This window comes from Photobacterium sp. GB-1 (assembly GCF_003026165.1).
Classification (GTDB): Bacteria; Pseudomonadota; Gammaproteobacteria; order Enterobacterales; family Vibrionaceae; genus Photobacterium.
On the sequence record NZ_PYOB01000025.1, the window covers coordinates 22,593 to 35,368 of the forward strand.

Sequence of the window (12,776 nt, forward strand, 5' to 3'; positions counted from 1 at the left end):
CCTACAGAAGGTAGATGATTGTGTATTGTTATAACTATAAACCCACGAGTATGTATATAGATAAACGGCGCATCAAAAGATGCGCCGTTAGTTCGATATTAGCTTTCGCGAACGTCGAATTCTACCTGCCATTTCTGACCGTTATCAGTCGAAATCGCTTCAAGACAAAGTGTCCCTAATTCTGTTACGCGTGATGCTAACTTAACAGGAACCACTTCACCTACGGTACGGCCATCAGATACTGGCAGTGTCATTTGAATCGATGGTAATTCTTCCATCTCTTCCGGTTGCCACCAATCAAGATGAGTACCAGCAACATCATCACGGCGTACTGTAGAACCGAAGAACTTGAACTGTACGGGTTGGCCAATGATTAAGCCGAATTCTTGGCTTGGTACGTTAGCTTGAGAGCCTTCTTCCATACCAAATGGTGCGACACATAGTGCTTCAAGTGGCGGCTCCATACCTGGGATTGCAGGCATAGCACTTTCGATGCCGACATAGTAGCTACTTGCGATACCGCCACGGATACGAACGCCTTTACCTTGACGAACAGAGCCGTAGTAGGATGCGCCGCTTGCAACCGCTAAATCAAGATCTAAACCTTGAAGTAATTTTGCTGGCTCTGAACCACCTGTAGTTAACCAACTATTAATGATACCCAGTAGGCGATCAGATAATAGATTTGATTTTAAAACACCACCGTTGAACAAAATTGCAGTTGGGCGGATGAAGCCGTCGTGCATTTGTTCAAATTGTTCAAAAAGCTCATCAACTGCTTGGCTTTGACGGCTAAGGAAACTTGCCACATGGCGAGAAACCGCCGCATCTTGTGCGTAAGGTAAGCCCATTTGGGTTAATGCGCCACGTGGAGCTTGAACTGGGTGCTCTTCAACAGATGTTTGTGGGAAGAAACCTTCAACAAGTGTCTGTTGCACTTCTTCTTGAGTCAGTTCAGTTTGAAGTGTGCCGCCAAGTAATTTAGAACCACGACTAGGAACAACAATTGGCATTGCTTGTAATTCAGCATCATTAAGTAATGCTTCTTTAGCATCACGACATGCATGCGTAATCGCTAATACTTGCCAAGGTTGTAGCTGTTTGCCTTCTTGCGCTAGCTTCATTTTTAAACGATAAGCCAGAGCTAAGTCCATGTTGTCGCCACCCAGCAGGATATGATCGCCAACAGCAACACGATTCAGAGTAAGGTTGCCGTCTTCTTCAGTGACAGCGACTAACGATAAATCTGTTGTACCACCACCGATATCAACCACAAGGATAATATCGCCAACAGACACTTGATCACGCCAGCTTTCATCGTTGTTTTTAATCCAGCTATATACTGCCGCTTGCGGCTCTTCAAGCAACGTAAGGTGCTTAAAGCCAACATTACGTGCTGCTTCTGCGGTTAAATCACGCGCTGCGGGATCAAACGACGCTGGGACAGTAATCGTTACGTCTTGATCAAAAATAGGCGTTTCAGGATGCTGGAAGTTCCATGCATCAGCCATGTGCTCAAGATATTGTTGTGTGGCTTCAAGAGGTGATACTTTGACCACTTCTTCTGGGCTATTTAATGGTAAGAATGCATCACGACGGTTGACGCCGCCGTGACATAGCCAGCTTTTAGCACTAGAGATAAGACGGATAGGAGTCTTACTGCCTAATGAACGTGCCATTGCCCCCACAATCGCATTCGGTTTTGCATTCCAAGGAAGTGCAGTATCACCTTCAGCCAGTTCAGATTCATGTGCTTGATACATGAACGATGGAAGCTGGTTCTTTTCTTCCACATTACCCGGATTGGTTAATTGTGGGATGGGCATAACCGTAACATCAGCGTTCTCATCTTGAAGATCAACATAAGAGAGTACGCAGTGTGTTGTACCTAAATCGATACCAACGCTGTAACGGTGTTGTTGTGTGTCTTGCATTATAATTCTACCTCAGCGGCTGCGATGATATGTGCATCGTGGCCTTCTGCCAATTTAGGCAATTTAACTTCTGTTACTTTCCAGCCACGGTGGATCAAAGTTCCGTTAAATGGTGCTTCACCAACCACATTACCTGTTAGGCGAACTTCAGATGCGTTGAAGCCTTGTGGCAGAGTAATACGTGTCTCTTCTTCTTCAGTGCGAACTGGCGCAAAACTGAAGTATTCATTTAATACTTTATGACCGCCTTCGTGAATAACACGTGCTGCGGCACCGATATCGGCGTCAGCATAGCCTTTAAGATCTTCTTGCATGAAGTCGATAAAGCGCGCTTCTTGTTGAAGCAGAGAAAGAAGTTGTAATGCAGCATCAGGGGTCGATGTTTTTAGCTTAGGTTCAACTTCAACCTCAACGATTTTTTCAACAACTTTTTCAACTTCGACAATTTTTTCGACAGGTTTTTCGATAATCTTTTCTACGATTTTCTCAACCGGTTTTTCAACTTCGACGATCTTCTCTACTTCGATTTCTTTTTCGATAATCTTTTCAACTTCGACTGGCTTGCCTTTTTTCGTCAGGTACATAACCAATAGAATTAGAACTAGAGCGCCTAACCATGCGTGACCCATGTCGATAGTAGTTGGCACTGCCGACAAATCAACGTGCATCTTAGAAAAATCAAAAGCCATATTTGTTTACTCTTAGCGGTTAAAGGGCGATTCGGTTAAATATTAAGTGTGAATCAGCTTCAAATAATTAGTCGAATATTAACATAGACGTATGCAAAAGATGCCTACTAGAGCGTGTTTTTTTGCTTAAAAGCGAGAACAAACGGTTTCTTAGCCTAATTTGCAATCAATATATTACGTTAAATACTAGTGTATTTAGCGTATTTGACACATCGATGTTCTGACATGTAGCTAAAATGGGGATGGAGGGTGACGTTTTCAAGCTAACTGATTGTATTAAAAAGATATGGCTTAAAATTCGATAACAAGGTCATTAATCTTAAAAGAATTGCTTGATATAACCACTTTGGTGGTGGTTCAATACAGCAAAATTAGTACTAAAGCATAATAGTTCTTAAGTGTATGGGCTGTTGTGTTAGAAGATAGGTCAAGATATGTCATCTGATTTCTACGGCACCAGTGCCGCTTATGCACGTAAAGAAGCGGGTTACCGTGAAAAAGCATTAAAAATTTACCCGTGGGTATGTGGTCGTTGTTCTCGTGAATTTGTATATTCAAATCTCCGTGAATTAACCGTTCACCACGTAGATCATGATCATACTAATAATCCAGAAGATGGCAGTAACTGGGAACTACTTTGTTTATTCTGTCACGACCATGAGCATGAGAAATATACTGATGCGGATAACGGTCAAAGTAGTGTTATCCGTGCTGGTGAAAATGAGCATGAAGCTGCTACGTTCAACCCATTTGCAGATTTAAAAGCAATGATGGAAAAAGGCAAAAAGTAATAACTTGCTTATGCCAGCTAGAAAGATAAAAGGGACGATAATTCGTCCCTTTTTTGTTTCTGTCGTTTTGAAATATCTATTAGGTGCCTAGAATCTGTAATGGCAGGCTCAGTAAGGTATCGCCCATACTTGCAAAGTACCAAATAATTGCCATTAGCGAGGAAACAAGGCCGACATACCAAACGAAAGAGAAAATCTGTCCATAGCGATCAAGTGGAAGCAAATGACTATGATGGCGCTGTTTCCATTCAAAAACGATTTCAATACAGCCCATGATAAGTAAAAAACCAAAGAGGGTTAATCCTAGTTTATAGCTGAGAATGACACCACCAATAGCCGCGCCGGCACATAGAATAATGCCAAGCTTACTGTTCATAGAAAAGCTGATACTTTTCAGTACATGTCCACCATCTAACGGTAAAATAGGCAGTAGATTGAATAAATTCAGTAAAGCATTAAATACCGCGAGACCTGCAAAGAACATCTCGCCTGTGATCCAATAGGCAACCATACAGATCAAAGACATGATCAAACCAAAGAGTGGTCCCATAATAGAGATAACCACATCTTGCCAGCGAGTATTTATTTTCTCATCACTTAGCGCAAGCCCACCAAGAAAAGGCACAAGATAAATACCTTTGGTTTTCATACCAAAATATTTCATGGCACGGACGTGACCGTATTCATGAAAAACTAAACAAGCGATAAGTGCTAAAGCAAACTGAAATGAGAAAAGCCAAGAATAGGCAGCAAGGCTGGCTGACGCTAATACCACTTTGATCAGCTTGGCACTTTTTAATGCCTTCATACCGAGCGAGACTAGACCAATTATGCTGAATCTTCTTTCAGCAACAATTGGTGTATGAGGCGTTTGGCGCTCTATGTCTTTTTCGTTACGCTCACCCTGCGCGATAACTTGGTTATTCACTTGCGCTTGGTAACTGATCAAAAAAGGTTGCCATGAAAGATTACCTGATAGCTGGCATTCAATGGTTTCATCGCCATTTTGAAGCGCAAATTGGTGATGAAAATTGTTATTATCTGATGCTGAAGCATCTTTTTGTGAAACTAGCGTGTTGTCCCAGAACAACTGTTGCCAGCCTGCAAGTGAACCTTCTAAACGAAGCGGTTTACCTAAAAAGTCATCTAGTTGAAGCAGTTCCAATGCGTTACCTGTCTATCTAAGGTGAGTGAGAAAATTATACGGAAAAAAGCACAATGTTATAGCGTAAATGTGTAACGAGTTATGGATAATCTAGTGCTACTTTTATCTGTTCAATATTCTGGTTAAGCCAGTCTTTATTAATCGCTCCCCATTGTTCAATGCTGTAATGGCCTGTTTGATGTCGCTCACCCTTGGTTTGGGTAAATTGACAAATAATATCAAGTTCAATCAAGCTCTTGATAGTATCTTGTGCAGTACGGCGAGGCATACCTGAAAAGGCAATAATTTTAGGGACATTATTAATGCCATTTTCGATTAAATAAGCGATATAAAGACGACGATAAAAACTCGATTTTGTTTTGCTTAATTCCATATACAGATTCCGTTGAGTTGAAAAATTATCCTGGGGGATAAGTCAATAAACTTATGTTCTATTTTTGTAAAAATTTAAACTTATTACAAAATGAACTAATACCTTTAATTATGAGCTAATTTTAAATAATAAACATTTATTTTTTAATTGGTTAACGAATTTTTAAATAAAACCAACTTACAATAATGATTCTTTTAGTACGATGTTATGAGTAAATATTGAGATGTATATCAAATGAATTAGGGGAAATAATTTATTTACAATATTTTACTACCTCATTAGTTGTTAACCGCTTATTATGTCCGTCTACATGATTATGCGTTCTGTTGTCTTTTTGCACGATAGGAGGCAGAAGGCTATAAATATGACAAAAAATAACACTCCAAAATTTACCCTATCTCTTCTTCATCCCCGTTATTGGGGGACGCTTATTCTCGTTGGCGTAATGTATCTGCTGAGTTGTCTTCCGTACTCATGGCAATTAATGATGGGTAAAAACATCGGTCGCCTAGCGATTAAATTGATGAAAAAACGTCGCCGTACAATTGAGCGTAATTTAGAGCTATGTTTTCCTACGATGCTGGAAGAAGACAAACAACGTTTAATTGCAGAAAATATCGATAATACAGGTATGGGCCTGTTTGAAACTGGCATGGCATGGTTTTGGTCTGATGAACGCGTGAATCGCCATGTGACAATTGTGGGTCTTGAACAAATGGAACAACTTGCCAAAGAAGGCAAAGGCGCATTAATGGTTGCTGTGCATTCAATGAATCTTGAATTAGGTGCGCGTGCGTTTGGCATTAAAATGTCAGGTATGGGGGTTTATCGTCCTAATAGTAACCCTTGTTTTGATTACTTTCAGTATTTAGGTCGTTCACGCTCAAACCGTACTTTGATTGATCGTAAAGACGTAAAATCAATGTTGCAGGCATTAAAAACGGGTGAGCGAGTATGGTATGCACCCGATCATGATTATGGTCGTCGTCGTTCAACATTTGCGCCATTATTTGCAGTAGAGCAAGCGTGTACAACAACAGGTACAAGTTTGTTAGTTGATAATACTGATTGCGTTATCGTACCCTTTACTATGGTAAGAGACGATAAAGGGCATTACACACTAACCTTACGTAAAGCGGTTGAAGGGTTTCCGAAAAAAGATCCTGATGCAGCTGCAGCCTTCATCAATAAAATTGTTGAAGAATCAATTATGGCTGCGCCTAGCCAATATATGTGGCTACATCGTCGCTTTAAAACTCGCCCAGAAGGGCAAGAATGCTTGTATAAATAACCTAAGCTATCTGATTAATACTTTGAAGCCTGCAAATATTGCAGGCTTTTTATTTTTCAAAATCTTAACGCAAGCTGTCTATTTGCGATGATGATCACACTTGAGCTTGCAACTATTCCACAACTCAACATAAAATACTGTTACTAACTGCTTAGAAATACTATCAATATAATTAGAAATTTATACTTCACTAAGCAGACATACATTGTAACGGGATTATCGTCGCTATGAGAAAGTTCACAGCTCCAACGTTTACTTCATCTTTTTTACATCCTAGATATTGGCCTGTTCTGATATCTATGGCAGTGATGTATTTAATTAGTTGGTTGCCTTATTTTATACAATTTCGCTTAGGTCAAAATGTTGGACGTTTAGTAATGCATTTTATGCGTGACCGACGTAAAACGATTGAGCGTAATTTAGAGTTGTGCTTTCCAGATATGGATATTAATGAGCGTAATAAGCTTATTAAACAAAATATCGATAATACTGGCCTAGCGTTATTTGAAACCAGTATGGCATGGTTTTGGCCTGACTTACGGGTTGAGCGCCACGTTAAGGTTGAAGGTTTAGAGCATGTTTATAAGCTGCAAGAACAAGGAAAAGGGATCTTGTTAATTGCTGTTCATTCACTGAACCTTGAATTAGGTGCGCGTGCTTTTGGTTTACATACGCCAGGTGTCGGCGTATATCGTCCTAATAACAATCCATGTTTTGATTTCTTTCAATTTAAAGGGCGTGTCCGTTCAAATAAACATATGCGTGATCGTAAAGATTTAAAAGGCATGTTTCAGGATTTAAGACAGGGTGAAATGCTGTGGTATGCACCCGATCATGATTATGGTCGTGGCCGAAATTCCACATTCGCACCTTTATTTGCGGTAGAGCAAGCGTGTACAACGACAGGTACCAGTTTATTGATTGATAATACTGATGCGGTGCCATTACCTTTTGCGATGATCCGTGATACTGATAGCGGTCAATATACGTTGAAAATATTTCCACCTTTGGAAGCGTTTCCACACAACGACCCAGATGCCGCTGCGGCTTATATTAATAAAGCGGTAGAGCACTCTATTTTGGCAGCACCTTCGCAATATATGTGGTTACATCACCGCTTTAAAACTCGCCCAGAGGGTGAACCATGTTTATATAAGTAGTTAGACAAAGATAGCGAATATATAAAGAGAGAATAGAAATGCCGAAGGTTATTATCTTCGGCTTTTTTATATCTAACCTAATATTTTCTATCAGGGAAAATATTAAAAGTCGTAAGTAATACTGACCGTACTGTATATCTCATCGTTACTTTTATCACTTGCTACTTCTGTATTGTAGATATATTGGGTATCTAACATGAGTGCAATATGATCAATTAATCGGTTCTTTACAAAGGCTTTTACATCATAGGTTGTATTTGAACGACCATAGTCAATATTACTTTCAAGCCCAGCAGAAAAAGTCGGAGTGAACTGTTTTTTTGCACGCAAGAATACATTGGCAATCATGTTTTTTTCAGTTTGATTTGGATAATCGGGATCATTTTTTTGGCGACGACTATGACGATAACCCGGACCACCACCAACCGTTAGTTTTGTTGTTTTGGTGTTATAAAATTTGTAGCCTAAACCGGTCGAGACAATATATTCACTGTGGTATGTGCCAAATTGATCGTGGTTATAGGTATTACTTAAATAAGTAAAAGAATGAGGCCCGATGGCATATTCATTTTTTAGTGCTATTTGGTATTTATTAACACCATCTTCTTCTTTAGTGCTATCGGTATAAAAAGAGCTTAATGATAATTTATTCGACCAATTATTTTTATCGTAATTAAAATCAGTACCGGAATTTAACGACATAGAAGTGTTGGTCGTTTTTGAATAGATAAAGCCCAGCTTTGCTGAACCATCAAAGGCTGGGGTTGGGGTACTTTGTGCTGTATTGGATGACGTTGTTGCGAAAGCCATCTGACACAAAAGGGGGGAAAGTAGCAATATAGAGTATCGTTTCATTGTCTCGCAGCCAAAAATAAATGTCGCGGACAATATAGGTGATGAAGGTTAATGTGCTGTCAGAACTGTGTGATAGCTATGTGTGAAATATCAGCCGTATGATTATCAGTGTCGCTATCTATTCTTTAAGTAATTAATTAATCGTTGGTTAGCGTTATAAAGTAGTTTGAATTTCTCACTATCACCATTTTCACGATCAGGGTGCCATTGTAATGCTAAACGACGCCATTGTTTTCTGACTTCCGCTAGTGATGCTGTATTGGATAAAGAAAATAAATCAAAATCATCATCAATGGATGTCGTGGTAATATTAATTGGCTGGTTATTAATATGTTGCTGGTATCGTCGCCAAAAAGAGCTCAGTAGTTGCTCTATCGCATCGCCATTAGCATGATAGTTCTTCCAGTCTAAATAATACTCCCGTAGCGGATCTTCTTGTTCTATATGATGGGTCTGATAAACAATATTAAGCAATTGAATATCCATTGCTTGAACTTGTAGCCACTGTTTTGGAAACAATAAAATCTGCAGTTGGTAGAGTGCATTCATTAATAAGAAATTACGTTTGAAGAGATCCTTATTGCTGTCACTATCAAGCGTATCTAACATTTCTTTTTCACGTAATGCTTGGCTAAGGGTGTGGATCATCCAGTTTTTTGGTTGGTGTTGCAGTAAGGACAGGATCGGCCAAATAAGCGGGTTCTCGTGTTCGAGTTGAAAATCAATTGGCTGATTAGTCATTGGCTTCCCAATATTTAAGCATAAAAAATGGCATACGTTATGATTAATGTAGCAAATTTTTAACAATATTGAGAGTGGTAAGAGTTAAAAATAAAAAAGGCTAGCACTAAGCTAGCCTTTTAACTCATTGTTTATACATTACATAAATAATGAGTAGAAGATTGCAGAGATAGAAACAAGGCCGATAACCGTCACAAATACATTGCTGATTGCGCCTGAGTATTTCTTCATGGATGGTACTTTTTTGATTGCGTACATTGGCATAATAAAAAGCAACATCGCAATAATAGGGCCACCTAAGCTTTCAATCATACCGAGAATACTTGGGTTTAGTGTCGCTACAGCCCATGTTGTTACTAGCATAAAGATTGCTGTAAAGCGGTTTAGTGCTTTTTTTGAGATCTCTTTATTCTTATCACGAGTAACTTTGATCACTAAACCATTTAGGCCTTCACTGGCGCCTAAGTAGTGGCCAAGGAAAGACTTAGTAATTGCAATAATTGCTACAATCGGCGCAACGTAAGCAATGATCGGTGTATCAAAGTGGTTCGCTAAGTAAGTTAGAATCGATACGTTATTTGCTTTAGCTTCTGCTAGATTTTCAGGTGATAAGCTTAATACGCAGCTGAAAACGAAGAACATTACGGTTAATACCATCATAATGTGTGCACGGGCTAGAATACGTGAACTTTGACGCTCTGCGTTTTCGCCGTATTCTTTTTGCTTAGCGACAGCAAATGATGAGATAACAGGTGAGTGGTTAAACGAAAAAACCATTACCGGTAAGATTAGCCATACAGCAAGCATTACTGAGTTTAAGCCACCATCTGCTGGGATGATGTTATGGAAGATAGAGTCATTCCAGTACGGTACAAGAAACAGTGCCAACATTAATAATACAGCAACGAATGGGAATACTAAGATACTCATAGCCTTAACAATTAATTGCTCACCTAAACGAACAATTGCCATTAAACCAAGGATCAATACTAACGCTAAAATTGCACGTGCTGGTGGCTCTATACCTAACTGGTTAAGCATAAAGCTTTCAACTGTATTTGTTAGTGCAACACTATAAACTAATAGAATGGGGTAGATAGCAAAGAAATAAAGTAATGTGATCACTTTGCCCATGCCCTTACCAAAGTGCTCTTCTACTACTTCAGTAATATCAGCACCCGGATTCGAACTTGATAACACAAAACGTGTCATCGCACGGTGGGCAAAGAATGTCATTGGAAATGCAAGAGCGGCCATTACAAGTAATGGAATTAAACCGCCAACACCCGCATTAATGGGTAAAAATAGAGTACCTGCACCCACGGCGGTACCGTATAGGCCAAGCATCCATAATGTATCACTTTTGCTCCACCCTAATTTTTTGTTTTGTGCAGAAGTCGTCGCCGTTAAATTTTGTGCGGTGTCCATAATGGACATCTCCTTTATAAGTATTATGTTTAACTTTCAAAGGGCTGAGTTATTCTGATCTTCCTTGGTCGCATACGCGAAGAGCAACAGATAAAGCTTCAAAAAATAAGAAGTAGTGAACGTGCGATTTGATGGTGAAATATAGGATATATACTCTATATTCAGTGACGGGTCCGTTGTCGATCTTGTGTTTCCATACTTACATCAAGCAAGTTATAAACAATGTCTGCTGTGATTCTCTCTTATAATAACCTTGTAAATAGTCCCCTTATCGAAGAGCGCGCATTATAGGGGAAAAAACTTGGGTTCAACAAATTTTGCAGAGAAAAAATTTACGTTTGCTTAAAAAGCATGCAAGTGCGTTAACGTTATATTAATAACATTATTATGTAGTGATAATGGTAGGGGTTTTATGTCATAAGAGTGTATATATTGGATAAAATATGCAATTTGTATGATTAAAATGACTTTTAAACTATATTTTTGAATAATGCGTCTTGAGTATATTTTTTACAATATTATTTTAATCCATGCAAAAAAAGTTTAAAAAAAGGAAGGCAAAGAGCCTTCCTTTTTTAACTATTTGGATAAAATCAGTCGCGGAAATTATCAAACTGGAATGGTTGGCCTAACTCTTGTTCACGCACCAGTGACATAGTCGCTTGTAGATCATCACGCTTCTTACCCGTTACGCGCAGTTTCTCACCTTGGATAGAAACTTGAACTTTCAGTTTAGCGTCTTTAATCGCTTTCACTAATTTCTTCGCGTTTGTGGTTTCTACGCCTTGCTTAAATTCAATATTTTGAGACGCAGTTTTACCTGAGAAAGTGACTGCTTTACGCTCAAGCGCATTAGCATCAACACCACGTTTAGCAAGGTTACTACGTAAAATTGCAACAATTTGGTCTACTTGGAATTCAGACTCAGATGTGATTTTTACGATTTCTTTATTTAATTCAATGCTTGATTCAACATTACGGAAGTCGAAACGCGTGTCTAATTCACGCTTTGAGTTGTCTACCGCATTCTTGATTTCTACGGAATCTACTTCTGAAACAATATCAAAAGATGGCATGTTTATGGCCTCTTATCATAAGTCTAAGGGAATATTTCCCATCTACATTAACACGAATAGTATACCGTTTATTAATGAAGGAGAAGCAATCTATGCCTCTCTTTCTATCTCGGTATTATATATCATCAAATTGTTTTTATTGATATTTTAGCGTTGTGCTGTTTTAACAGCATCCGCTAGCATATCGAGCATCTTAAGCGTGTCTTTCCAATGAATACAAGGGTCAGTAATAGATTTACCGTAAACAAGCTCATCAAGTTTGTTTTCAATAACCGCTTGATTCCCTTCTTCAATAAAGCTTTCTGCCATGATGCCCGCAATTGAATGGCTACCATTTTTCAATTGTTCACAAATTTCAGCAGCAACATCTAATTGACGTTTATGCTGTTTTTGGCAATTACCATGACTAAAATCGACAATTAATCGCTGTGGTAATTCAAACTCGGCTAATGCCTCACATGCTGTTGCGATGTCTTCAGCGTGGTAGTTTGGCATTTTACCGCCACGTAAAATAATATGACCGTAAGGATTACCGGAAGTACGGTAAATTGTCATTTGTCCATTTTTTGCCGGTGAGCAGAAAAGGTGAGATTCACGTGTGGCGCGAATAGCATCAATCGCAATTTTGGTATTACCGTCAGTGCCGTTTTTAAAGCCAACTGGACACGACAGTGCTGATGCCATTTCACGGTGGATCTGAGATTCGGTAGTACGCGCACCAATGGCTCCCCAACTGATAAGATCAGCAAGGTATTGACCAGTGATCATATCGAGGAATTCAGTCGCAGTAGGTAAGCCTAGCGAGTTAATATCAATTAATAGTTTGCGTGCTTTTTTTAAACCAGTTGCTAAATCTAAACTGCCATCTAAATGTGGATCAGTAACTAAACCCTTCCAGCCAACAACAGTGCGTGGCTTTTCGAAATAGGTACGCATTACGATAAACAATTGGTCTTTATATGTTTCTTGTACAGCAACAAGGCGTTTCGCATAATCAACTGCGGCATCGGTATCATGTATAGAACATGGCCCAACAATCACCAGTAAACGGGAATCTTGACCCGTTAAAATTGCTTCAATCTGTTTGCGAGAGTGGTCTACATGCGCCGCAATTTCATCAGTCATTGGTGATGTTGCTTCAATTTCAGCAGGAGTTGGCATCAAGCCTAAACTCACGGTGCGAAGTTCATCTGTTTTCATTGGCATAATATGTTTGCCTACCTTGGGGATCTCTGTAATAACATCGCTAAGATATCCCAAAAATCGATTTTAA

The 12,776-nt window shown here is 39.2% G+C and carries 12 protein-coding genes; 3 read left to right on the forward strand and 9 right to left on the reverse strand.

The genetic code is table 11. The annotated features are described in order from the left end of the window. Positions 1 to 98 precede the first annotated feature (98 nt). A complete protein-coding gene (locus C9J45_RS18130; RefSeq protein ID WP_107261554.1) occupies positions 99 to 1,934 on the reverse strand; it encodes an Hsp70 family protein in 1,836 nt (611 codons plus the stop codon). Then, positions 1,934 to 2,602, reverse strand: coding sequence for a DUF2760 domain-containing protein (locus C9J45_RS18135; RefSeq protein WP_045127347.1), 669 nt, complete (start codon positions 2,600 to 2,602; stop codon positions 1,934 to 1,936). Before C9J45_RS18135 ends, C9J45_RS18130 begins: the two co-directional genes overlap by 1 nt. Positions 2,603 to 3,057: 455 nt before the next feature. Here C9J45_RS18135 and C9J45_RS18140 point away from each other — a divergent pair, with 455 nt between their 5' ends. After that, positions 3,058 to 3,414 (forward strand): YajD family HNH nuclease, encoded by a 357-nt coding sequence (locus tag C9J45_RS18140; RefSeq protein ID WP_005367488.1) that lies wholly within the window; start codon positions 3,058 to 3,060, stop codon positions 3,412 to 3,414. A gap of 79 nt (positions 3,415 to 3,493) precedes the next feature. On the opposite strand, the gene C9J45_RS18145 is transcribed toward C9J45_RS18140, so the two are convergent. Next, a complete protein-coding gene (locus C9J45_RS18145) occupies positions 3,494 to 4,579 on the reverse strand; it encodes a site-2 protease family protein (protein WP_107205887.1) in 1,086 nt (361 codons plus the stop codon). A 79-nt stretch (positions 4,580 to 4,658) separates the two neighbouring features. Continuing rightward, complete coding sequence (locus C9J45_RS18150; RefSeq protein ID WP_107205888.1) at positions 4,659 to 4,952, reverse strand: helix-turn-helix domain-containing protein; 294 nt, start codon at positions 4,950 to 4,952, stop codon at positions 4,659 to 4,661. Positions 4,953 to 5,316: 364 nt separating this feature from the next. Here C9J45_RS18150 and C9J45_RS18155 point away from each other — a divergent pair, with 364 nt between their 5' ends. Continuing rightward, entirely contained in the window at positions 5,317 to 6,243 is a 927-nt protein-coding gene (locus C9J45_RS18155; RefSeq protein WP_107261550.1) for an LpxL/LpxP family Kdo(2)-lipid IV(A) lauroyl/palmitoleoyl acyltransferase, read from the forward strand. A gap of 227 nt (positions 6,244 to 6,470) precedes the next feature. Further along, the gene (gene lpxL, locus C9J45_RS18160) at positions 6,471 to 7,403 is read left to right on the forward strand and encodes an LpxL/LpxP family Kdo(2)-lipid IV(A) lauroyl/palmitoleoyl acyltransferase (protein WP_107205890.1); all 933 of its coding nucleotides are present in this window, start codon (positions 6,471 to 6,473) and stop codon (positions 7,401 to 7,403) included. Between the two features lie 102 nt (positions 7,404 to 7,505). Here lpxL and C9J45_RS18165 read toward each other — a convergent pair whose 3' ends face one another. From C9J45_RS18165 to C9J45_RS18185, 5 genes are all read right to left on the reverse strand, one after another. Beyond that, on the reverse strand, positions 7,506 to 8,258 hold the full coding sequence (locus C9J45_RS18165) for a YdiY family protein (RefSeq protein WP_107205891.1): 753 nt from the start codon (positions 8,256 to 8,258) through the stop codon (positions 7,506 to 7,508). Between the two features lie 114 nt (positions 8,259 to 8,372). Beyond that, the gene (locus tag C9J45_RS18170; RefSeq protein WP_107205892.1) at positions 8,373 to 8,999 is read right to left on the reverse strand and encodes a DNA-J related domain-containing protein; all 627 of its coding nucleotides are present in this window, start codon (positions 8,997 to 8,999) and stop codon (positions 8,373 to 8,375) included. A 138-nt stretch (positions 9,000 to 9,137) separates the two neighbouring features. Beyond that, entirely contained in the window at positions 9,138 to 10,427 is a 1,290-nt protein-coding gene (locus tag C9J45_RS18175) for an HAAAP family serine/threonine permease (RefSeq protein WP_107292839.1), read from the reverse strand. Between the two features lie 593 nt (positions 10,428 to 11,020). Next, positions 11,021 to 11,503 carry a YajQ family cyclic di-GMP-binding protein gene (locus tag C9J45_RS18180; RefSeq protein ID WP_005367504.1) on the reverse strand — a complete coding sequence of 161 codons (483 nt, stop codon included), beginning with the start codon at positions 11,501 to 11,503 and terminating at the stop codon, positions 11,021 to 11,023. Between the two features lie 147 nt (positions 11,504 to 11,650). Further along, entirely contained in the window at positions 11,651 to 12,709 is a 1,059-nt protein-coding gene (locus C9J45_RS18185; protein ID WP_107205894.1) for a 3-deoxy-7-phosphoheptulonate synthase, read from the reverse strand. Positions 12,710 to 12,776 lie beyond the last annotated feature (67 nt).

What these genes read in the sequence shown, in the direction of transcription:
- C9J45_RS18130 (WP_107261554.1), bottom strand. Translation starts at nt 1,934, where the DNA reads ATGCAAGACACACAACAACACCGTTACAGCGTTGGTATCGATTTAGGT.
- C9J45_RS18135 (WP_045127347.1), bottom strand. Translation starts at nt 2,602, where the DNA reads ATGCACGTTGATTTGTCGGCAGTGCCAACTACTATCGACATGGGTCAC.
- C9J45_RS18140 (WP_005367488.1), top strand. Translation starts at nt 3,058, where the DNA reads ATGTCATCTGATTTCTACGGCACCAGTGCCGCTTATGCACGTAAAGAA.
- C9J45_RS18150 (WP_107205888.1), bottom strand. Translation starts at nt 4,952, where the DNA reads ATGGAATTAAGCAAAACAAAATCGAGTTTTTATCGTCGTCTTTATATC.
- C9J45_RS18155 (WP_107261550.1), top strand. Translation starts at nt 5,317, where the DNA reads ATGACAAAAAATAACACTCCAAAATTTACCCTATCTCTTCTTCATCCC.
- lpxL (WP_107205890.1), top strand. Translation starts at nt 6,471, where the DNA reads ATGAGAAAGTTCACAGCTCCAACGTTTACTTCATCTTTTTTACATCCT.
- C9J45_RS18165 (WP_107205891.1), bottom strand. Translation starts at nt 8,258, where the DNA reads ATGAAACGATACTCTATATTGCTACTTTCCCCCCTTTTGTGTCAGATG.
- C9J45_RS18170 (WP_107205892.1), bottom strand. Translation starts at nt 8,999, where the DNA reads ATGACTAATCAGCCAATTGATTTTCAACTCGAACACGAGAACCCGCTT.
- C9J45_RS18175 (WP_107292839.1), bottom strand. Translation starts at nt 10,427, where the DNA reads ATGGACACCGCACAAAATTTAACGGCGACGACTTCTGCACAAAACAAA.
- C9J45_RS18180 (WP_005367504.1), bottom strand. Translation starts at nt 11,503, where the DNA reads ATGCCATCTTTTGATATTGTTTCAGAAGTAGATTCCGTAGAAATCAAG.
- C9J45_RS18185 (WP_107205894.1), bottom strand. Translation starts at nt 12,709, where the DNA reads ATGCCAATGAAAACAGATGAACTTCGCACCGTGAGTTTAGGCTTGATG.